This window comes from Alsobacter sp. KACC 23698, assembly GCF_045348435.1.
Taxonomy (GTDB): Bacteria; Pseudomonadota; Alphaproteobacteria; order Rhizobiales; family Beijerinckiaceae; genus Alsobacter.
Genome location: NZ_CP157484.1, coordinates 689541 through 710293, shown reverse-complemented (window position 1 = coordinate 710293; position 20753 = coordinate 689541). Strand labels below are relative to the sequence as shown.

At 67.3% G+C, this 20753-nt stretch carries 18 protein-coding genes; 12 read left to right on the top strand and 6 right to left on the bottom strand.

Going from position 1 to position 20753, the window contains the following annotated elements; all coding sequences use genetic code 11:
* The first annotated feature begins 1 nt into the window (after nucleotide 1).
* The 7 genes from ABEG18_RS03215 (at nucleotide 2) to pyk (ending at nucleotide 8605) form a co-directional block, all read left to right on the top strand.
* Nucleotides 2-970: a type II secretion system F family protein gene (locus ABEG18_RS03215; RefSeq protein WP_406856658.1), complete on the top strand. Its 969-nt coding sequence runs from the start codon at nucleotides 2-4 to the stop codon at nucleotides 968-970.
* Between the two features lie 9 nt (nucleotides 971-979).
* Nucleotides 980-1909, top strand: coding sequence for a type II secretion system F family protein (locus ABEG18_RS03210; RefSeq protein WP_406856657.1), 930 nt, complete (start codon nucleotides 980-982; stop codon nucleotides 1907-1909).
* Between the two features lie 3 nt (nucleotides 1910-1912).
* Entirely contained in the window at nucleotides 1913-2434 is a 522-nt protein-coding gene (locus tag ABEG18_RS03205) for a hypothetical protein (RefSeq protein ID WP_406856656.1), read from the top strand.
* 137 nt (nucleotides 2435-2571) lie between these two features.
* Complete coding sequence (locus tag ABEG18_RS03200; RefSeq protein WP_406856655.1) at nucleotides 2572-3210, top strand: hypothetical protein; 639 nt, start codon at nucleotides 2572-2574, stop codon at nucleotides 3208-3210.
* 233 nt (nucleotides 3211-3443) lie between these two features.
* Complete coding sequence (locus ABEG18_RS03195) at nucleotides 3444-3968, top strand: hypothetical protein (RefSeq protein WP_406856654.1); 525 nt, start codon at nucleotides 3444-3446, stop codon at nucleotides 3966-3968.
* 33 nt (nucleotides 3969-4001) lie between these two features.
* Nucleotides 4002-6626, top strand: coding sequence for a methyl-accepting chemotaxis protein (locus ABEG18_RS03190; protein WP_406856653.1), 2625 nt, complete (start codon nucleotides 4002-4004; stop codon nucleotides 6624-6626).
* 566 nt (nucleotides 6627-7192) lie between these two features.
* Nucleotides 7193-8605: a pyruvate kinase gene (pyk, locus tag ABEG18_RS03185; RefSeq protein WP_406856652.1), complete on the top strand. Its 1413-nt coding sequence runs from the start codon at nucleotides 7193-7195 to the stop codon at nucleotides 8603-8605.
* A 9-nt stretch (nucleotides 8606-8614) separates the two neighbouring features.
* Here the strand turns inward: pyk and ABEG18_RS03180 are convergent, their stop codons facing one another.
* From ABEG18_RS03180 to ABEG18_RS03155, 6 genes are all read right to left on the bottom strand, one after another.
* A complete protein-coding gene (locus ABEG18_RS03180; protein ID WP_406856651.1) occupies nucleotides 8615-9343 on the bottom strand; it encodes a GntR family transcriptional regulator in 729 nt (242 codons plus the stop codon).
* Nucleotides 9344-9593: 250 nt separating this feature from the next.
* On the bottom strand, nucleotides 9594-10478 hold the full coding sequence (gene sucD, locus ABEG18_RS03175; protein ID WP_406856650.1) for a succinate--CoA ligase subunit alpha: 885 nt from the start codon (nucleotides 10476-10478) through the stop codon (nucleotides 9594-9596).
* On the bottom strand, nucleotides 10478-11686 hold the full coding sequence (sucC, locus tag ABEG18_RS03170; protein WP_406856649.1) for an ADP-forming succinate--CoA ligase subunit beta: 1209 nt from the start codon (nucleotides 11684-11686) through the stop codon (nucleotides 10478-10480). Before sucC ends, sucD begins: the two co-directional genes overlap by 1 nt.
* Nucleotides 11687-11857: 171 nt before the next feature.
* Nucleotides 11858-13996: an acetate--CoA ligase family protein gene (locus tag ABEG18_RS03165; RefSeq protein WP_406856648.1), complete on the bottom strand. Its 2139-nt coding sequence runs from the start codon at nucleotides 13994-13996 to the stop codon at nucleotides 11858-11860.
* A gap of 279 nt (nucleotides 13997-14275) precedes the next feature.
* A complete protein-coding gene (gene oxlT / locus ABEG18_RS03160) occupies nucleotides 14276-15583 on the bottom strand; it encodes an oxalate/formate MFS antiporter (protein ID WP_406856647.1) in 1308 nt (435 codons plus the stop codon).
* A 251-nt stretch (nucleotides 15584-15834) separates the two neighbouring features.
* Complete coding sequence (locus tag ABEG18_RS03155; RefSeq protein ID WP_406856646.1) at nucleotides 15835-15972, bottom strand: hypothetical protein; 138 nt, start codon at nucleotides 15970-15972, stop codon at nucleotides 15835-15837.
* A 256-nt stretch (nucleotides 15973-16228) separates the two neighbouring features.
* Between ABEG18_RS03155 and ABEG18_RS03150 the strand changes: the two genes are divergently transcribed.
* From ABEG18_RS03150 to ABEG18_RS03130, 5 genes are all read left to right on the top strand, one after another.
* The gene (locus ABEG18_RS03150; protein ID WP_406856645.1) at nucleotides 16229-17035 is read left to right on the top strand and encodes a GntR family transcriptional regulator; all 807 of its coding nucleotides are present in this window, start codon (nucleotides 16229-16231) and stop codon (nucleotides 17033-17035) included.
* Between the two features lie 23 nt (nucleotides 17036-17058).
* On the top strand, nucleotides 17059-18792 hold the full coding sequence (gene oxc, locus ABEG18_RS03145; protein WP_406856644.1) for an oxalyl-CoA decarboxylase: 1734 nt from the start codon (nucleotides 17059-17061) through the stop codon (nucleotides 18790-18792).
* A gap of 13 nt (nucleotides 18793-18805) precedes the next feature.
* Nucleotides 18806-20080 (top strand): formyl-CoA transferase, encoded by a 1275-nt coding sequence (gene frc, locus ABEG18_RS03140; protein WP_406856643.1) that lies wholly within the window; start codon nucleotides 18806-18808, stop codon nucleotides 20078-20080.
* A gap of 96 nt (nucleotides 20081-20176) precedes the next feature.
* Nucleotides 20177-20392: a ribbon-helix-helix domain-containing protein gene (locus ABEG18_RS03135; RefSeq protein WP_406856642.1), complete on the top strand. Its 216-nt coding sequence runs from the start codon at nucleotides 20177-20179 to the stop codon at nucleotides 20390-20392.
* A complete protein-coding gene (locus ABEG18_RS03130; protein ID WP_406856641.1) occupies nucleotides 20389-20751 on the top strand; it encodes a type II toxin-antitoxin system VapC family toxin in 363 nt (120 codons plus the stop codon). The genes ABEG18_RS03135 and ABEG18_RS03130 overlap by 4 nt, the downstream gene beginning before the upstream one ends.
* The last annotated feature ends 2 nt before the right edge of the window (nucleotides 20752-20753 follow it).

Here is a 20753-nt window from a genome sequence, read left to right as displayed (position 1 = left end):
CATGGACGCGCTGTTCGATCTCGATCCGCTCTATCTGGCGCTGGGCTTCGTCGCCGTCGCGGCGATCCTGGCCGCCGAGGCCGCCTACCTGTTCCTGCACGACACCACCGACTACCGTTCGCGGGTGAACCGCCGGCTCGCCTTGGCCGGCAAGGAGGCGGGGCACGAACCAGTGCTGCTGCAGCTCCGGCGCGAGCGCGGCCTGGGCGCCGACGGCGAGGCGCGGTGGTCGGGCCTGCTCAGCCGCATGCTGCTGCAATCGGGCGTCCGCGTCACGCCGACGACCGGAGCGGCGGTGGTCGGGGTGGCGCTCGCCTGCGGCGCCGGCGCCTATTGGGCGACCGGCGACGTCTTGGCGGCTTGCGGAGCCGTCTTCGCCGGGGCGGCGGCGCTGCCCTTCGCGGCGCTCTGGTGGCTCCGCCGCCGCCGGCAGGCCAAGTTCGCCGAGCAGCTCCCGCAGGCCATCGACGTGGTGGTGCGCAGCCTGCGCGCCGGCTACCCGGTGCCGATCGCGATCGCGATGGTGGCGCGCGAGATGGCCGATCCGCTCGGCTCGGAATTCGGCATGATCGCCGACGAGATCACCTATGGGGCGGACCTGGAGACCGCCATGCGCAGCATGTGGGCGCGGGTCGGACAGGAGGATCTCGGGCTCTTCGTCACGTCGGTGGCCATCCAGTCGACCACGGGCGGCAATCTCGGGCAGATCCTGGAGAACCTCGCCAAGGTCATCCGCGAGCGCTTCAAGATGAGGCGCAAGGTGAAGGGCCTGTCGGCCGAGGGACGCGTGGCGGCGCTGATCCTCAACGCCATGCCGGTCTTCGTCTTCCTGTCCATCAACGCCATCAGCCCGGACTTCTACGGCGATGTCTGGAGCCAGCCGTCCGCCCCCATCGTGCTGGGCGGCGCGGTGGCCTGGATGATGGTTGGCAACGCCATCATGTGGCGCATGATCAACTTCAAATTCTGAGGCGTGGGCGTGTTCGAGGGCGATCTCATCACGGCGGAACAGGCGCTCGGCGGCGTCGCCGTCGCCATCGCGGTCGCGATCCTGGCGGCCGCCCTGTGGTCTGTGGCGCGGGGACGCCGGGATGTCCGGCGCCGCGCCGCGAAGGGGACAGACGCGGCGGCCGCCGGCCGCAGCCTGATCCCGGCGGCGTCGCTGCAGCGGATCGCCGCCTCCTTCGGTCCGGCGCTGGTGGGCGACGCGCGGGCCCAGCGCGCCATACGGGTGAAGATGGTGCAGGCGGGCTATCTCTCGCCCCATGCTCCGACGCTCTATTTCGCGGCCCGGCTCGCCGCTGCCGTGGTCGCCGCGCCCCTCACGCTCCTGGCCATCTGGCTGTCGGACAGCGGCGTCAACGCGCCGCTGTGGGTCTGCGTCGCCATGGTGGCGGGCTATATGGGCCCGAGCTTCCATCTGGGCCGGGTGATCTCCCGGCGCATCGACGCGCACCGGATCGGCTTTCCGGACTTCATGGACCTGATGGTGGTCTGCGCGGAAGCCGGGCTGCCGATGGAGGCCGCCATCGAGCGCATCGCCCGGGAGTTCGTGCAGTCCTATCCGTCGCTGGCCGAGAATCTCTACATGGCGTCGCTCGAGATCCGGGCCGGCACGCCCACCGGCGACGCGCTGGAGCGCATGGGACAGCGCCTCGGCATCGAGGAGGCCGCCACCTTCGCGACGCTGCTCCAGCAGTCGGCCGAACTCGGCGCGAGCCTCTCGCAGTCGCTTCGCGTCTATTCGGACGAGATGCGCCACAAGCGCATGTCGCGAGCGGAGGAAAAAGCCTATGCGCTTCCCGCCAAGCTGGTCGTTCCGTTAACGGTTTTCGTCTTCCCTGTGCTGATCGTGACCCTTCTTTATCCGGCGGCGGTGCGGGTCATGACTTCCATGTCGGCGTCCTGAACGATGATCAACTGCGTCCTCCCCCGCGTCCCCTCCCTCCTGCTGGCGATCGGGATCGCGACGGCGCTCGGCGCCTGCAATCCAATCGCGCCGGGGGGCGAAGCGGCGCCGGTCCTGGCGGCGCCCGCCGGGGCGGTGGTGGTCCCGGTCGCGCCCGACGCGGCCCCGACCGACCTCGCGCTCGCCCGCAAGCACTTCGCCGCGGGGCATTACGGCCTGGCCGAACTGCATTTCCAGCGCTCGGTGGAATCGCCGGACGCCACGGCCGAGGGCTGGCTCGGGCTGGCGGCGTCCTACGACCAGTTGCGCCGCTACGACCTCGCCGACCGAGCCTACGCGAAGGCGCTGAGCGTAGGCGGCCGCACGGCGGCCTATCTGAACAACCACGGTTATTCGCGGATGAACCGCAAGGACTACCGGGCAGCCAGCCAGGAGCTCTCGGCCGCCCTCGCCCAGGATCCGGAGAACGCCCAGATCATGGCGAATCTCGCCGAACTGGACCTGCGCGTGAGAGGGCCGCGCTGAGCGGCCGGCCCTGCGCCGGACCGTGTGAGACGTCGCCTCGCGGAACACAGCCGCTCTTTCTTTCAAGCAACTCGGCTGGGAACGAAGGACTCCTGAAAGCATTCTGACCCTGTGACAATTGCGACGGGATCAGGACCATGCTTCGAATCATTGCACTTCTGAGCACGGCAGCTGCAATCATTGTCGCCGCATTCATCGGCCTCGTCCTGTATTACCCGGCGCAAGTCGGCAGCGCAGGGCAGCAGGCCAAGATCGGACCCCAATACAATCCCGGGCAGCCCATCGCGGTGAAGTCCGTCCGCGCCGGTTTCGTCGGCAAGGCCGCCGCGTCCCCGGCCCAGCCCGTCAGGGCCGCCGCCGAGGCCCCGGTCCGCGCCGAGGACAAAGCCGCGGCCGAGATCGAGACGGGTTCCATCTCGCCCCCGGCCATGGCGCAGCAGACCGCAGCCGCGCCCGAGAAGGCTTCGGCTCGGCGCGAGGTCCCCAAGCCTGCTTCGGCCACGACGCGGACGGCCCAGCGCTTTGCTCCGGGCGCCGCCGGCTGCACCGGCTTCAGCACCTATGACGCTAGGACGCAGACCTATCGCGGCTTCGACGGCCGGACACATGAGTGCCGGCCCGGCGCGACACGCTCCGCCGCCCTGCGTCGGTCGATCCAGCACGAGGCGCCGCGCCGCGAGGCCTTGCGCCGGGACGGCGTCTTCCGCATCGACTCGGTCGCAGCCTCTTCCCAGCCGTCCGACGGAATCCCGCTCGCCTACACGTTCCAGGACTGATCGGCCGCCTTGGGCCGAAGGACCACAGCCCCGCGCCGCTTGCGCGGGGTTTTCGTCGTCCAGAGGCGCGGATCTCCCTTATCCGGCCCATTCGGCGCTGCTTCCGGCAGCTGAAATGAACGTCAATTTTGATGCTTACGCCTACTTATTAAACAAATATCAATCGTAGATTGTGCAGATTTGGCTTTGCAACCGCGAACGTCGTTCGCCCTCAAAGCCGAACTGGAACTCTCATGTCCGTCGCACGCCTCACGCTGTCGTCGCTGTTCGCCATCCTGCTGACCCATGGCGCGTCCGCCATGGACGCGGTCGGCTACGAATCCCTCACCAAAGACACGGTCAAAGAGCTCGTCGCCGGCTCTTTCCCGGATGTCGCCAAGAGCCTTTCCCGGCTCGAGAAAGCCATGACTCTGGGCATCGAGGCCTGCGAGGAATACGCCAAGGCGAACCCCGCCGACGCCGTCCTGATCGCCCATGCGGTGAAGGCCACTCCGGGCATGAAGGCCATGAAGCCGGATGAGCTCGAGGCCCAGTGGGGCGACGAGGGCGTCGCCGGAGACGCGATCGGCCGTCCACTGAAGGACATGGACCAGTTCAGCATGACCAGGAACTACATCGATCTCATCGTCCACCCGGCGCGCGCTTATGACTACATCGTGTCGTGGAAAGCATCCGGCGACAAGCAGGAGCTTGAACAGGCCAAAGGCGAGCTGATCGAGGTTCTCGAACACCTCAAGAAGATCAAGGCCAAGTCCTGACCTGAGCCATTCTTCTCTTCTGCGAGGTCCTCGATGCCGTCCCTGATGTCCGTTCATTCCATCAAAGCGAAACTTTCCGGCGCCCTGGTCCTCGTGGCGCTCCTCGCGTCGGCGCCGAACGCCGTCTCCTGGTTCGGCATGGCCGAGATGGCGTCGAGCTCAGACAGGCTGATCGGCGCCGACCTGCCGAAGCTGCTGGCCGCCGGCGAGGTCAGCCTGGCCAGCCAGACCGTGGCGGCGGACCTCCAGGCGGCGCTGCGCTCCGACAGATTGGCCGAGTTCAACCCCGCGCCGGTCCAAAACGAGCTCGGCCGGCTGGAGTCCCTGGTGGCCTCGCTGAAGGAGATGGAGGGCGAAAGCGGCGGCCAGGAGATCGTCGGCAGGATCGAGGCCCGGCTTCCCGAATTCCGCAAACAGGCGGCCGACGCGCTGGCGGCGCACAGGGAGGCCCTCCACTATCAGTTCGACCTGCAGGGACGCAGCGTCAACGTCCTCGCCCATATCCTCTGGCTCGGAAACCGCTCGGCGAAATGGGTGGAGACCCTGGAGCAGTCTGCGCGCTTCGACGTGACCTTCCCGGGCAACGCCGACGCGGCGAAGAGCGATTTCGCCGCCTTCGCGGGCGCCTACAAGCCCGCCGATCCTGTCCTGGCCCGCCTCATGGACCAGTACGGCAAGGCGAATGACAAGATTCACCTCGCGGCGCGGCAGATCAACGCCGCCTCGGGCGAAGCCAAGGTGGCGATCTTCGAGAAGCAGCGCGGCCAGTCGCTGCAGCTCGCCGACAATCTGCTCGACAAGATGCTCGCCCACGTGCTGCCCATCTCCACCGGCCTCGCCGCGCGGGAACGGGCGGCCGTGGCGGCCATGGATTCGTCCGTCGACGCCATGAAGCGGCTCACGGCCGAGCTCGGCTCCGCGGCCCAGGACGCCTTCAAGGCCGGCGAGAAGCAAACGGCCGACATCCGCGCGCGCGCCAACCGGCTGGCTCTCTGGGCGACGCTGGGGGTCGGCCTGGTTGCGATCCTGCTGATCGGGGGGCTGACCGGCAACCTCGCCAAGCCGATCACGCTGATCGCCCGCGCGCTCGGGCAGATCAAGGAAGGCTGGGTGCAGGTCGACATCCCCTGCCTGGGGCGCAAGGACGAATTCGGCGAAGTGGCGCGCGCCCTGGGCGCGATCAGCAATCTGGGACGCGGCAACAAGCTCGTCGCGGCGGCGCTCGACGGCTCCTCGACCATGATCATGATCACCGACGTCGAAGAGCGGATCGTCTTCATGAGCGGCGTGCTGGTGCAGTTTCTCACCCATCACGAGCCGCTCTTTCGCGCCAGCCGGCGGGATTTCTCCGTCGAGGCGCTGGTGGGCCAGACGATCGACTTCAGCCGCTTCACCGGCGAGCTGCGTTTCGAGCCCCTGTCCGACGACGGAAAGACCCGAAAGTCCCGGCTCACGATCGGCGACGCGGTCGTTCACCTGGACCAGAGCCCCATCCACACGCCCGATGGCGGCCGCGTCGGCTACGCCATCGTCTGGCACGACGTCTCGGCGGACCTCGCCGGTCAGATCGAGGTCGCCCAGGTGGTCGCCGCCGCCAGCGCGGGGGATTTCAGCCGCCGCGTCTCGCTGGCGGGCAAAACCGGCTTCACATGCGAACTCGCGAACGGCCTCAACGGGCTGGCGGAGGTGGTCGAGACCGCCGTGCGGGACTTCGCCGACGTGATGACCGGCGTCGCCGGGGGAGACCTCACTCGAAGCGTCTCGGGAACCCATTCCGGCGTTCTCGGAGAGTTGCAGGCGAGCATCAACGCCACCATCGGCCAGTTGGCCGCGACAGTGGCCACCATCCAGACCGCCGCCTCGGACGTTTCGGCGGCGGCGAGCGAGATCGACGCCGGTTCGCAGAACCTCGCCTTGCGCACCGAGCAACAGGCCACGGCGCTGGAGCAGACGAGCGCCAATTCGGAGGAGCTGGCGCATTCCGTCCGCGGGTCGGCCGATTCCTCCCGGACCGCCGTGAACCTGGCCGAGCAGGCCAAGGGCGTCGCGGCGGACGGCGGCAGCGTGATCCGGCAGGCCATCGAGGCGATGACGCGGATCGAGACCGCTTCCACGAAGATCACCGACATCACCACCGTGATCGAGGAGATCGCCTTCCAGACCAACTTGCTCGCCCTCAACGCGGCGGTCGAGGCGGCGCGGGCGGGAGACGCCGGCAAGGGATTCGCCGTGGTGGCGGCCGAGGTCCGCACGCTGGCGCAGCGCTCCAGCGCCGCCGCCAAGGACATCGGCGGGCTCATCGATTCCACCTCCTCGGAGGTCTCGCAAGGCGTGAAGCTGGTGCAGAACGCCGGCGCGACGCTGGAGCGCATCGTCGAAGCCACCGAACGGGTGGTGTCCACGGTGGCGGAGATCTCCAACGCCTCGACGGAGCAGGCCGTGGGCATCGCGGAGGTGAGCCAGGCGCTCTCCCACATGGACGACATGACACAGCAGAACGCCGCCCTCGCGGAGGAGAGCTGCGCGTCGGCGACGGCCCTCGCCTCGCAGATCGGCAAGCTCAACGACCTCGTGGCGCATTTCCGGACCGAGCAGGCCGCAGCGATGCGCGGGCGGGCGAGCGGCCCCCGTCCGCGCGCACGGAGCCTCGCGGCCTGAACCCCGCCGCCATCTCGCAGGGAGGAGCCAAGCTTAAGCTGTGCGCCAACGTGTCGCATAGGTTTGATTCCGAATGGTGGAAGGTTGCGCTTGGTTGCATCCTTTCATCGCGTCAGAGGGGCGGGCACGAGATCCACCGCTTCACACCCTCTGTGCGCGCGTCCGGTCCACGATCTCCACCGGACAGGTTCTCAGTCTCTTGGAGGGGGATGCCAGGTTCTGAGCAAGGGAGAGTGGTCCAAGAGTCTCCACCACGTCTACGTTCTCCCGAACCGCCTGGTCACGAGACCCACCGGGCCCTCTTTCGTCGACCGGCCCCGCCGCAAGCCAGGTCGACGCCATCCCCGAGCGGCCCCGGCGCGCCGACGTGCGTCGGCGGTCCTCTTCGCTCTCTGGTAGCGGAGAGCTGACATCTCGCCCGCCGACTGCGGCGCCCGCGTGACAGGCGCCCCGGTTCGCCCCCTCCCGCCTGTGCGATCGGACCGATTGCCCTTGACGCGACGCATCGGGAGATGCCCGTTGGGCGCATCCAAATCGCCTGAAACGGCGCGACCGAGGAGGCAGCCTTGAGACGCAACCGCCGCGCAAAGATCGTTGCGACGCTGGGACCCGCCAGTTCCGACGCGGACATGATCCGCAAGCTGTTCGAGACGGGCGTGGACGTTTTCCGGCTCAATTTCAGCCATGGCAGCCATGAGGACCACCGCGAGCGCCATCGGATCATCCGGGCCCTCGAGCAGGAGTTCGGCTACCCGATCGCGATCCTGCAGGACCTGCAGGGCCCGAAGATCCGCCTCGGCGCGGTCCCGGGCGGCCGCGTGATCCTCCAGGCCGGGCAGACGATCCGCCTCGTCCTGGCCAAGACCTCCGACGATCCGGCGCGGCTGCCCCTGCCCCACAAGGAGATCTTCGACGCCGTCATGCCCGGCAACAAGCTGCTGATCGACGACGGCAAGGTGCGCCTCGTCGCCACGGGCGTGGGAAGCGACTACATCGACGCCGAGGTGGTGACCGGCGGCCCCGTGACCGACCGCAAGGGCGTCAACATCCCCGACACGCTCCTCGATCTCTCGCCGATCACCGAGAAGGACAAGGCAGACCTCGCCTTTGGGCTCGAGCTGGGCGTGGACTGGGTCGCGTTCTCCTTCGTGCAACGCCCGTCCGACATCATGGACGCCCACCAACTCGTCGGCGGGCGCGCCGGCGTGATGGCCAAGATCGAAAAGCCCGCCGCGCTGGCGTCCATCAACGACATCGTGTCGCTCTGCGACGCCATCATGGTGGCGCGCGGCGATCTTGGCGTCGAGATCCCGCCGGAAGACGTGCCCGGCGCCCAGAAGGACCTGGTGAAGCTCTGCCGCCTCGCCGGCAAGCCGGTGATCATCGCCACCCAGATGCTGGAATCGATGATCAATGCGCCCACGCCGACGCGCGCTGAGGCCTCCGACGTCGCCACCGCCATCTATGACGGCGCCGACGCGGTGATGCTCTCGGCGGAGTCCGCGTCCGGCCAGTATCCGCTGCAGGCGGTCGAGACGATGGACCACATCATCGCCCGCACGGAGAAGCACGGCAGCTATCCGCCGATCATCGAGGCCCTGCGCCCGGCCGTGGAGCCGCTGCCCCAGCACGCCGTGTCGGCGGCCGCCGCCGAGGTCGCCAACGCCATCGGGGCCGCCGGGATCGTGGCCTTTACGTCGAGCGGCACGACGGCGGCCCGCATCGCGCGGCAGCGCCCGTTCATGCCCATTCTGTCCATCACGCCCAACGAGGCGACGGCGCGGCGGCTGGCGCTGCTCTGGGGCTCCTACAGCGTGCTGTCGGAGGACGTCACGACCTACAAGGAGATGGTCGCCCAGGCCGTGGCGCAGGCCAAGGCCGTGGAGTTCGCCAAGCCCGGCGAGGCCATCGTGGTGGTCGCCGGCGTGCCGTTCGGCAAGGCCGGTTCGACGAACAATCTGCGCGTCGTGACGGTGTAGCGCCGGGGCTCAGTCGAAGATGCCCTCGCTGTGCGCCTCCACATAGGCGGCGAGCGCGAGGGTATGGTCGCGGGCGCGCCGTTCGGCCGCCTCCACGTCGCGGCGCTCCAGCGCGTCGATGATGCCCATGTGGTCGGCCATCGAGCGGGTGGCCCTGTCGTCCCGGCCAATGGTGATCTGGCGGATGCCGCGCACGTGCAGGACGAGGTTGTCCGTGAGATCGGCCAGCAGGCGCGACCCGGAGAGGCGGATCAGCGTCTGGTGGAACGCCAGGTTGGCCGATGAGTACTCGCCCGGGAAATCGACCGGCTTATGGCTGTCGTCGAAGCCGCTGAAGATCTTTCGCAGGGAGGCGATGTCGTCGTCGCTGGCGCGCTCGATGAGCAAGCGGACCGCCATGCTCTCCAGGGCCGCCCAGGCCTGGATCATCTCGATGACTTCGCGCTTGGTCTTGCGCAGCACCATGATGCCGCGGCGAGGCAGGGATTTGACGAAGCCCTCCTGCTCAAGCATCGCGATCGCCTCGCGCACCGGCGTGCGGCTCACGCCCAGCCTCTCGGAGAGATGGCGCTCGTCGATCCAGGTCGGCTCGCTGCTGGCGTAGATGTCCATCCCGATGATGGCCTGCTTCAGCGCGCCATAAACGCGCGTCTTGAAGGTCTGCTCAGGAGCGAAGCGTTCAAGCACGAGTTCCGGCGCCGGCGCGTCGGCTACGGGCCAGCGGGCGGGAGCTTTCACCAGATGACCTCCATCTTGGGCATATGCCCCGCCTTAAGTGGGTGATGAAGAGGCGTTTGTCGAGTGCGAGGTTGTGGTCGGGTTCGCTCCACGGACGAACCACGAGCCGCAGCCTGCTCCCTCTCCCCGGGACGGGGAGAGGGTTGGGGTGAGGGGTGGTTCCGCCGCTCCCCTCATCCGGCGCTGCGCGCCACCCTCGGGTCAAGCCCGAGCACAGGCTCTTCTCCCCGTTCCGGGGAGAGGTTTGGGCTCAGCCCTTGAGCACGTCCACGAGCGTCTTGCCGAGCCTTGCGGGCGACGGCGACACGCGGATGCCGGCGGCTTCCATCGCGGCGATCTTGTCCTCGGCGCCGCCCTTGCCACCCGAGATGATCGCGCCCGCGTGGCCCATGCGGCGGCCCGGAGGGGCCGTGCGGCCGGCGATGAAGCCCACCATCGGCTTCTTGCGGCCGCGCCTGGCCTCGTCGGCGATGAACTGCGCCGCGTCCTCCTCGGCCGAGCCGCCGATCTCGCCGATCATGATGATCGACTCGGTCTTCGGGTCCGCCAGGAACAGTTCCAGCACGTCGATGAACTCCGTGCCCTTCACGGGGTCGCCGCCGATGCCCACCGCGGTGGTCTGGCCGAGGCCTTCGCAGCTGGTCTGGAACACCGCCTCATAGGTGAGCGTCCCGGAGCGCGACACGATGCCGACATTGCCCCGCTTGAAAATGTTGCCCGGCATGATGCCGATCTTGCACTCGCCTGCCGTCATCACGCCCGGGCAGTTCGGCCCGATCAGGCGAGACTTCGAGCCCTGGAGGGCGCGCTTGACCTTCACCATGTCGAGCACCGGGATGCCCTCCGTGATGGCGACGATCAGCGGGATCTCCGCCGCGATGGCCTCGCAGATGGCGTCCGCGGCGCCGGCCGGCGGGACATAGATCACGCTGGCGTCCGCCCCCGTGGCCTCGCGCGCTTCCGCCACCGTGTCGAAGACCGGCAGGCCGAGATGGGTGGAGCCGCCCTTCCCGGGCGACGTGCCGCCGACCATCTTGGTCCCGTAGGCGATCGCCTGCTCGGAATGGAAGGTGCCGTTCTTGCCGGTGAAGCCCTGGGTGATGACCTTGGTGTTGGAATCGATCAGGACGGACATCAGGCGGCCTCCCGGGCGGTGCGGACCGCCCCCACGATCTTCTGCGCTGCGTCGTCGAGGTCGTCGGCGGACACGACGTTCAGGCCGGACTCGGCGAGGATCTCCTTGCCCTGCTCGACATTGGTGCCCTCCAGGCGCACCACCAGGGGCACCTGCAGGCCGACGTCGCGCACCGCCGCCACCACGCCGGCCGCGATCACGTCGCAGCGCATGATGCCGCCGAAGATGTTGACCAGGATGCCCTTCACGTTGGGATCGGCCGTGATGATCTTGAAGGCCGCCGTGACCTTCTCCTTGGTGGCGCCGCCGCCGACGTCGAGGAAGTTGGCCGGGCTCTCGCCATAGAGCTTGATGATGTCCATGGTGGCCATGGCGAGGCCGGCGCCGTTCACCATGCAGCCGATGGTCCCGTCCAGCGTGATGTAGTTGAGGTCGTATTTGGAGGCCTCGACCTCCTTGGCGTCCTCTTCGGTCTCGTCGCGCAGCGCCGCCACGTCCTGGTGGCGGAACAGCGCGTTATCGTCGAAGCTCACCTTGGCGTCGAGGCAGCGCAGCTTCTGGTCCTGCGTGACGATGAGGGGATTGATCTCCAGCATCGCCATGTCCTTCTCGACGAAGGCCCGGTAGAGCTTGGCCGTGAGGTCCTCGGCCTGCTTGGCGAGGTCGCCCGTCAGCCCCAGCGCCTTGGCGACCCGGCGCCCATGCAGGGGCATGATCCCGGTGGCGGGGTCGACCGAGAAGGTGACGATCTTCTCCGGATGGGAGTGGGCCACTTCCTCGATGTCCATGCCGCCTTCGGTCGACACCACGAAGGCGACCTGCGCGGTGGCGCGGTCCACCAGCATCGAGAGGTAGAACTCCTTCTCGATCAGCGAGCCGTCCTCGACGTAGAGGCGGTTCACCTGCTTGCCGCTCTCGCCGGTCTGCACCGTCACGAGGGTCTTGCCGAGCATCTCGCGCACGAACTGCCGGGCTTCGTCGGCCGAGCGGGCGAGGCGCACGCCGCCCTTGTCGCCGGCCTCGGGCTCCTTGAACTTGCCCTTGCCGCGCCCGCCGGCGTGGATCTGGGACTTCACGACCCAAACGGGGCCGCGCAACTGCTTCACGGCGGCTTCCGCGTCCTCGGGCTTGAGCACCGGGACGCCATTGGGGACCGGAACGCCGAACTCTTTGAGCAGGCTCTTGGCCTGGTATTCGTGAATGTTCATGGCGACCTCGCAAGGTGGGGTCGAAACGGAGGATACACCCTCCCCGTCATGGCCGGGCTCGTCCCGGCCATCGACACCTCGGGGAGGCGCGTGGGCGGCCGGGACGAGCCCGGCCATGACGACGCTGAAAGGCGGCGGCTGGCGCCCGAATGCGCCGAGCCGCCTGGCGGCTTACTTGCCGAGCAGACCCGCCGAGCGGGCCCACTTGTACTTGGCGCCGAGCACCTCGACGGGCGTCTCGGTGGTGTAGGGGTAGGCCACCACGCCGCGCTCGTAGAGATACTGGCAGGCTTCCTCGACCTGCACGTCGCCGACCAGCGACGCCACCACGGGCTTGTCGATGCCCTTGGCGCGGAACTCCTCGACGACCTCGCCGACCAGCTTCGCGAACACCATCGGGGGCGTCACGATCGTGTGCCAGTAGCCCAGGATCAGCGAGTGGATGCGATCGTCCTCGAGGCCGAGCCGGATGGTGTTCTGGTAGGTCTTGGGCGGCTCGCCGCCCGTGATGTCGACCGGGTTGCCGGCCGCGCCGAAGGGCGGGATGAACTTGCGGAAGGCCGCGTCGAGGTCCTCCGGCATCTTCATCAGGGTGAGGCCGTTGTCGAAGCAGGCGTCTGACAGGAGCACGCCCGAGCCGCCCGCGCCCGTGATGATCACCACGTTCTCGCCCTTGGGCGTCGGCAGCACCTGCACGCCGCGGGCGTATTCGAGCATGGAGCGCAGGCTCGGAGCGCGGATCACGCCCGCCGCCTTCAGCACGTCGTCATAGATCTTGTCGTTGCCGGCCAGCGCGCCCGTGTGGGACGCGGCGGCGCGGGCGCCATAGGCCGTGCGGCCGGCCTTCAGCATGATCACGGGCTTCTTCTTGGAGACGCGCGAGGCGACCTCCGAAAAGGCGCGGCCGTCCTTCAGGTCCTCGCAGTGCATCGCGATGACCTTGGTGTTGTCGTCCTGCTCGAAGAAGGTGAGCAGGTCATCCTCGTCCAGGTCCGACTTGTTGCCGAGGCCGACGATCGCAGACACGCCCATCTTGGTGGAGCGCGCGAAGCCGATGATCGACATGCCGACGCCGCCCGACTGCGACGAGAGCGCCGCGTGGCCCTTCACGTCGAAGGCCGTGCAGAAGGTCGCGCAGAGGTTTTCCGGCGTGTAGTAGAAGCCGTAGATGTTCGGGCCCATGACGCGGACATTGTGCTTGCGCGCCATGGCGAGCAACTCGTCCTGCAGGGGCTGGTTGTCGGTCTCGGCGAAGCCGGACGGGATCATCACCGCGCCGGGCACGCCCTTCTGGCCGACTTCGTCCATGGCGGCGACGCAGAGATGCGCCGGCACGGCGAACACCGCCACGTCGACCACGCCGTCATAGTCCAGGATGGACTTGTAGGCCTTCACGCCCTCGATCATGTCGGCCTTGGGGTGCACCGGGACGATGACGCCCTTGTAGCCGCCGTTGATGAGGTTCTTCATCACCGAGTTGCCGATCTTGCCGGCCTCGTTGGAGGCGCCGATCACCGCGACGGCCTTCGGCTTGAAGATGCGGTTGGTGGCGCGCAGGATCTCGGTCTGGTCCGGACGGTAGCGCTGCGTGTGGGACTCGAAGTCCACCACGATGCGGGCGTCCACCGCGGTGGCGCCCTTGGAGGTCGCGAACACCGGGTTGAGGTCGAGCTCGCTGATCTGCGGGAAGTCCTCCAGCAGAGCCGAGACGTTGACGAGGATCTTGGCGAGCGCCGCGCGGTCCACCGGCTCGGAGCCGCGGACGCCGTTCAGCATCTCCTGCGCCTTGATGCTGTTGAGCATGTCGGTCGCCTGGGCGTTGTCCACCGGGGCGAGCCGGAAGGTGAGATCCTTCAGCACCTCGACCAGCACGCCGCCGAGGCCGAAGGCCACCAGCTTACCGAAGGACGGGTCCGTGATGGCGCCGACCAGCGTCTCGATGGCGCCGGAGGGCAGCATCTGCTGCACCTGCACGCCCTCGATCTTGGCGTCGGCCTTGTAGTTCTTGGCGTTGGCGAGGATCTTGTCGTAGGCCGCGCGGGCCTCCTCGCCCGACTTCACGCCCACGATGACGCCGCCGGCGTCGGTCTTGTGAAGGATGTCGGCGGAAACGATCTTCATCACCACCGGATAGCCCATGCCGGATGCGAGGCTCACGGCCTGGTCCGCCGTCGTGGCGAGGCCTTCCTGGGGGAGCGGGATGGAATAGGCGTCGCAGACGCGCTTGGCCTCGGGGGCCGTAAGGGCGGTGCGGCCGTCGGCCTTCACCTCGTCGAGCACCTGGCGCACTGCGGCTTTGTCGAAGCTCATATTGTCCTCCCGTCGGACCTGTCTGTCGTTTGGCGTCGACCCCTGAGACGGTCGACTCGCCTGCGTCCCGTCCCTGTCGAGGCGGGTTGTTCGCTGGTCCTTGGTATTTGGCATGCCAAGCGAGCGTGCTGTCAAGGGGGGCGTCACGGCTTTTCGATCAAACCCGAGCAGGCGCCCGAAACGGCCGCCGAAAGCCGCCCGGCGCCGTCTCGAGCGCCGCCGAAACGCGGATGGCCGGGCCCCCTCGCGAAGGCCCGGCCATCTTGGTTCACGTCAGGCTCAGGCCGAGGCGGGCTGGAGGACGGCCGCCTGGGCCTTGTTGATGACGCCCCTGCGCCAGGGCTTCAGCACCGCGATGGCGAGGAGCGAGGCCAGGATGTTGGCGCCGGCGGCGATCAGGAACACCGTGTCCCAGCTGCCGGAGCCCTGCTGCATGTAGTTGGCGAAGGGCACCAGCAGAGCCGCGGTTCCCTTGGCCGTGTAGAGCAGGCCGGCGTTGGTGGCGGCGAACTTGGAGCCGAAGGTGTCCGTGCAGGTCGACGGGAAGAGGCTGTAGATCTCGCCCCAGGCGAAGAACACGAAACCGGACAGGACCACGAACCAGACCGGGTCGTGACCCAGCACGTAGAGAAGGTAGATGCCGACGCCTTCCATGCCGAAGGCGATGAACATCGTGTTTTCGCGGCCGATCTTGTCGGAAACCCACCCGAAGAACGGACGAGTGAGGCCGTTCAGGATCCGGTCGATGGTCGCCGCGAACGTCACCGTCGTCATGGTCAGGCCGATCAGCGTCACGTTCACGCCGTCGATCTTCCAGTCCGCCGCGATGGGCTTCAGGTTGGCGGTGATCATCAGGCCGCCGGCGCCGACGATGACGAACATGAAGTACATCAGCCAGAAGATCGGCTGCTTCAGGACTTCGCCGGGCGAGTAGTTCTTGCGGGACTGGATGATGTTGGCGTTGGCGATCACGGCCGGAACCTGGCCGGCCTTGGGGGCGTAGAGGAACAGCGCCAGGATGCAGATGATGATCCCCTGCCCGATGCCGAACCAGTAGAACGTGGCCTGGAAGCCCGAATTGGCGATCATCGCCTGGATCGGGGCGACCGTCAGGGCCGAACCGGCGCCGAAGCCGGCGGCCGTGATGCCAGCCGCCAGGCCGCGCTTGTCCGGGAACCACTTGAGCGCGTTGCCCACGCAGGTTCCGTAGACGCCGCCCGCGCCGATGCCGGCCACGATCTGGCCGAGATAAAGCATGTTCAGCGTCGTGGCGTAGGAGTTGAGAACCCAGCCGATCGCGCACAGGATGCCGCCGACGAAGACGACGGCGCGCGGGCCGTATTTATCGACGAACCAGCCTTCGATCGGAACCAGCCACGTCTCGAACAGCACGAACAGCGTGAACGCCCACTGGATGGCGGCTCGATCCCACTTGAAGGTCTTCTGGATGTCGGGAACGAAGAAGGTCCAGCCGTATTGCAGGTTGGCGATCATCACCATCGCGGCGACGCCGAGCGCGAGCTGGGTCCAGCGGTAAGCGTCGCTGACGCGCGGAGCCGCAGCTCCGCCCTCTGTGTAATCGGTCATTTCCATCCCCATGCGTTGTTTGTGACTGGTCGCCACGCATTTGAGACGGTCAGAGTGGTATATGTTATGCCAACGCGCAAGCGCCAAAAAAAGAGCCGGGCGCAAGTGTACGCCCGGCACGCAATAGCGACTTCAGTTTGGGAGGAAGTTCAGAGAAGACGCCGCCGCGGCGATCGCCGCGATGACGGGAGCTTGGTCCAGAGCTTCGGCGGTCCGGAATCGGGACCCGCGAACCGAAGCTCGCCGGGGCCTCAGAGGCCGAAGGGCTCGACCGAACCGTTGCGGCGCTCGATCTCGGCCACGCGGTTCAGGAAAGCGACGACCGACGCATAGAGACGGTCGAGCAGCGAGGACTGGCGGGTAGCGCCGTAGAGAACGTTGGTGGCCATGGCGAAGCTCCTGTTTCGGCGGGGTCTGGGAGGAGCCGATTGCGTCAGCTCCAGTGACCTAAATCTGGCATGCCACACACCAGGCGAGAAGATCGCGATGTTGCATCGCAGCTAAGCCATTTTTGCATTGCATCATAATCGTGCGAAGACAAAGTCTTATAGAGGATCTCCGCTCCCTCGTTGACAGCTGGTGTTTGGCATGCCACCAATTTGGCATGCGTCGTGCCAGACCGTCGCGCTCACGACCCGAGGCGTCATGACCAAAGATCTGAGCTCGCAGCCCCCTGGCGCTGCGTTGGTGTTCCCGGAAGGCTCGCTTGCTTTGGAGCGGACGAGCGGCAGCGCAGTGCCCATGCTCGACATCGAACCCATGAAGCCGGAACTGACCTTCAAGAAGCGGGCCTACACCGCGCTGAAGAAGGCGATCACCGGCATGGACCCCTACGGCACGCGTGAACCCGTTTGGCTCGACGAGCGGCAGCTCTCCGTTCAGCTCGGCGTCAGCCGCACGCCGGTGCGCGAGGCCATCGCCATGCTGGAGCATGAAGGCTTCGTGCGCTCGGTGCCCCGTCGGGGCATCGTGGTCGTGCGCAAGAGCCTGCGCGAGATCGTCGAGGCGATCGAGGCGTGGGCCGCCCTGGAGAGCATGGCCGCGCGCCTGGCGGCCCATCACGCCTCGATGGCGGACATCCGGGGCCTGCGCACCCTTTTCGAGTCGTTCGGCGAGCAGCACCCGCCGGCCGCCTTCGTCAGCGAATATTCGGCCGCGAACATCGCGTTCCACCAGCGGCTGATCGAGCTCGGCGGGTCCGAGCTCATCGTCGATCTGACGGCCAACCTGCTGCTGCATGTGCGCGGCATCAGGCAGCTCTCGATCGGCAAGTCGGAGCGCATCGCCCGGTCCTTCGACGAGCACCTGGGCATCATCGACGCCCTGGAGCGGCGCGACGCGGATCTCGCGGAGCGGCTCTCCAAGGAACACACCCTCGGCCTTGCGGCCTATGTCGAGAAGCACGGCAAGGAGCTGCTCGGCGACGGCCCGGTCCGGCCCGGAAGAAACTGAACAAACACGTGGAGGAAACAAGGATGAGCGCAGCTCTGAGCGAGAGCACGGCCGCAGGCGTGGAAGAACGCGAGCTGACAGACGGCTTTCACCTGATCATCGACGCCCTCAAGCTGAACGGCGTCGAGACCATCTATGGCGTGCCGGGCATTCCGATCACGGATTTCGGCCGTATGGCCCAGGCCGCGGGCATCCGCGTCATCTCGTTCCGCCACGAGCAGAACGCCGGCAACGCCGCCGCGATCGCGGGCTACCTCACCAAGAAGCCGGGCATCTGCCTCACCGTCTCGGCCCCGGGTTTCCTGAACGGCCTGACGGCGCTCGCCAACGCGACCACGAACTGCTTCCCGATGATCCTGATCTCGGGCTCCTCCGAGCGCGAGATCGTCGACCTGCAGCAGGGCGACTACGAGGAGATGGACCAGCTCGCCATCGCCAAGCCGCTGTGCAAGGCCGCCTTCCGCGTGCTGCACGCCGCCGACATCGGCATCGCGGTGGCGCGCGCGATCCGGGCCGCGGTCTCGGGCCGCCCGGGCGGCGTCTATCTCGACCTGCCCGCCAAGCTGTTCGGCCAGACGATGGACGCCGAGAAGGGCGCGAAGTCGCTCGTCAAGGTGATCGACGCCGCCCCGGCGCAGCTGCCGGCCCCCGACGCCGTGAAGCGCGCCCTGGACGTGCTCAAGGGCGCCAAGCGGCCGCTGATCATCCTCGGCAAGGGCGCGGCCTACGCGCAGGCCGACGAGGCCATCAAGCAGTTCGTCGAGAAGAGCGGCGTGCCGTTCCTGCCGATGAGCATGGCCAAGGGCCTGCTGCCCGACACCCATCCCCAGTCGGCCGGCGCGGCGCGCTCCACCGTGCTGAAGGACGCCGACGTGGTGCTGCTGATGGGCGCGCGCCTCAACTGGCTGCTGTCCCACGGCAAGGGCAAGACCTGGGGCGACGCCCCGAAGAAGTTCATCCAGGTCGACATCGAGCCCAAGGAGATGGACTCGAACGTCGAGATCGTCGCCCCGGTCGTGGGCGACATCGGCTCGGTGGTGAACGCCTTCCTGCAGGGCATGGGCGCCAACTGGCCGGCCCCGCCCTCCGATTGGGTCAACGCCATTTCGACCAAGAAGGAGGAGAACATAGCCAAGATGGCTCCTCGCCTGATGAACAACAAGTCGCCGATGGACTTCCACGGCGCGCTCGGCGCGCTGCGCACCATCGTCAAGGAGCGGCCCGACGCCATCCTGGTGAACGAAGGCGCCAACACGCTCGACCTCGCCCGCGGCGTGATCGACATGTACCAGCCGCGCAAGCGCCTGGACGTCGGCACCTGGGGCGTGATGGGCATCGGCATGGGCTTCGCCATCGCGGCCGCGATCGAGACCGGCAAGCCGGTGCTGGCCGTGGAAGGCGACAGCGCCTTCGGCTTCTCGGGCATGGAGGTGGAGACGATCTGCCGGTACAACCTGCCGGTCTGCATCGTGATCTTCAACAACAACGGCATCTATCGCGGCACCGACGTGAACCCGGTCGGCGGCGATCCCGCCACCACGGTGTTCGTGCCGGGCTCGCGCTACGACAAGATGATGGAGGCCTTCGGCGGCGTCGGCGTCAACGCCACGACCCCGGACGAGCTGTCGCGCGCCGTGAACGCCGCGATGGATTCGGGCAAGCCCACCCTCATCAACGCCGTGATCGATCCTGCGGCCGGCACGGAAAGCGGCCGCATCGGCAACCTGAACCCGCAAAGCGTGGTCAAGAAGAAGTAAGGGAGGACGATTTATGACGAAGGCGCTCGAAGGGGTGAAGATCCTCGACTTCACCCACGTCCAGTCCGGCCCGACCTGCACGCAGCTCCTCGCCTGGTTCGGCGCGGACGTGATCAAGGTCGAGAGGCCCGGCACCGGCGACATCACGCGTGGCCAGCTTCAGGACATCCCGAAGGTGGACAGCCTCTATTTCACGATGCTGAACCACAACAAGCGCTCCATCACGCTGGACACCAAGAACCCAAAGGGGAAGGAGGTTCTCGAGCGCCTGATCAAGGAGTGCGACGTCCTGGTCGAGAACTTTGGCCCCGGCGTGCTGGATCGCATGGGCTTCCCCTGGGAGCGCATCAAGACGCTGAACCCGCGCATGATCGTGGCGTCCATTAAGGGCTTCGGCCCGGGTCCCTATGAGGACTGCAAGGTCTACGAGAACGTCGCCCAGTGCACCGGCGGCTCCGCCTCCACCACCGGCTTTCGCGATGGCCTGCCGCTCGTCACCGGGGCGCAGATCGGCGATTCCGGCACCGGCCTGCATCTGGCGCTCGGCATCGTGACGGCGCTCTACCAGCGCACCGTCACGGGCGAAGGCCAGCGCGTCACCTGCGCGATGCAGGACGGCGTGCTCAACCTTTGCCGCGTGAAGCTGCGCGACCAGCAGCGCCTCGCTCACGGCCCGCTGAAGGAATACAGCCAGTTCGGCGAGGGCGTGCCCTTCGGCGACTCGGTGCCGCGCGCCGGCAACGACTCGGGCGGCGGCCAGCCGGGCCGCATCCTGAAGTGCAAGGGCTGGGAGACCGACCCGAACGCCTATCTCTACTTCATCACCCAGGCCCCGGTCTGGGAGGCGATCTGCGAGATCATCGGCGAGCCGGACTGGAAGACCAACCCTGACTACGCCACGCCGCCGGCCCGCCTGCCGCGCCTGAACGAGATCTTCGCCCGCATCGAGCAGTGGACGATGACCAAGACCAAGTTCGAGGCGATGGAGATCCTGAACGAGCGGGACATCCCGTGCGGACCGATTCTGTCCATGAAGGAGATCGCCGAGGACGAATCCTTGAAGGCGACCGGCACCCTCGTGGAGGTGGATCACCCCACCCGCGGCAAGTACCTCTCTGTCGGCAACCCGATCAAGCTGTCGGCGAGCCCCACCGTGGTGGAGCGCTCCCCGCTGCTCGGCGAGCACACGCAGGAGATCCTGCGCAGCGTGCTCAACTACTCGGAGGCCGAGGTCTCCGAGATCGCCGCCTCGGGCGCCACCGGCGCGCCCCGCATGGCGGCGGAGTAACCCTCCTCCACTCCGACTGGCCGGGATCGCGAGATCCCGGCCTTTTTGTTTCTCCGTCGCTGACCTATAATCAAGCCCGATGGAGATCGGTGCGTCATGCGTGCGACTGTCGACCTGAGCGAAGCAGATTTGCGCGTCCTCGACGACGTCGCCCGTGAGACCGGAAAGTCTCGCGAGGAGGTGATCGAAGCCGCCCTCGCCGACTATCTCGCGCGCCTGAAACGCCAGCGCATCGACGCCGCTTTCGGTCTCTGGGGACACCACGAGGTCGACGGCCTGGAGTATGAGCGCAAGTTGCGCGCCGAGTGGTGAGGGTACTCCTCGACACGAATATCCTCATCGACTTCCTGAACGATGTTGAGAAAGCAAGGGCCGAGATCCATCGGCATGCCGACCCTGCGATCAGCATCATCACATGGATCGAGGTTCTCGTCGGCACTCCGGAACACCTGTCGGAAGCCACCCGACTCTTCATGTCGAGCTTCAACGTCGTCGAGATCCGTCCCGACATCGCCGAGGAAGCCGTTCGAATCAGGCAGTCTCACAGATTGAAGCTGCCCGATTCAGTGATTTGGGCGACGGCGAGAGCCGAAGATCGACTTTTCGTGACCCGCAACACCAAGGACTTTCCTTCCGGGGATGACCGGGTCCGAGTTCCTTACAAACGGTAGCT

Excerpts from the sequence above, each read along its gene's own strand:
- ABEG18_RS03150 (WP_406856645.1), top strand. The coding sequence starts at position 16,229 with ATGACCAAAGATCTGAGCTCGCAGCCCCCTGGCGCTGCGTTGGTGTTC.
- ABEG18_RS03205 (WP_406856656.1), top strand. The coding sequence starts at position 1,913 with ATGATCAACTGCGTCCTCCCCCGCGTCCCCTCCCTCCTGCTGGCGATC.
- ABEG18_RS03190 (WP_406856653.1), top strand. The coding sequence starts at position 4,002 with ATGCCGTCCCTGATGTCCGTTCATTCCATCAAAGCGAAACTTTCCGGC.
- ABEG18_RS03165 (WP_406856648.1), bottom strand. The coding sequence starts at position 13,996 with ATGAGCTTCGACAAAGCCGCAGTGCGCCAGGTGCTCGACGAGGTGAAG.
- ABEG18_RS03135 (WP_406856642.1), top strand. The coding sequence starts at position 20,177 with ATGCGTGCGACTGTCGACCTGAGCGAAGCAGATTTGCGCGTCCTCGAC.
- sucD (WP_406856650.1), bottom strand. The coding sequence starts at position 10,478 with ATGTCCGTCCTGATCGATTCCAACACCAAGGTCATCACCCAGGGCTTC.
- oxc (WP_406856644.1), top strand. The coding sequence starts at position 17,059 with ATGAGCGCAGCTCTGAGCGAGAGCACGGCCGCAGGCGTGGAAGAACGC.
- sucC (WP_406856649.1), bottom strand. The coding sequence starts at position 11,686 with ATGAACATTCACGAATACCAGGCCAAGAGCCTGCTCAAAGAGTTCGGC.
- ABEG18_RS03215 (WP_406856658.1), top strand. The coding sequence starts at position 2 with ATGGACGCGCTGTTCGATCTCGATCCGCTCTATCTGGCGCTGGGCTTC.
- ABEG18_RS03200 (WP_406856655.1), top strand. The coding sequence starts at position 2,572 with ATGCTTCGAATCATTGCACTTCTGAGCACGGCAGCTGCAATCATTGTC.
- oxlT (WP_406856647.1), bottom strand. The coding sequence starts at position 15,583 with ATGACCGATTACACAGAGGGCGGAGCTGCGGCTCCGCGCGTCAGCGAC.
- ABEG18_RS03155 (WP_406856646.1), bottom strand. The coding sequence starts at position 15,972 with ATGGCCACCAACGTTCTCTACGGCGCTACCCGCCAGTCCTCGCTGCTC.
- frc (WP_406856643.1), top strand. The coding sequence starts at position 18,806 with ATGACGAAGGCGCTCGAAGGGGTGAAGATCCTCGACTTCACCCACGTC.
- ABEG18_RS03195 (WP_406856654.1), top strand. The coding sequence starts at position 3,444 with ATGTCCGTCGCACGCCTCACGCTGTCGTCGCTGTTCGCCATCCTGCTG.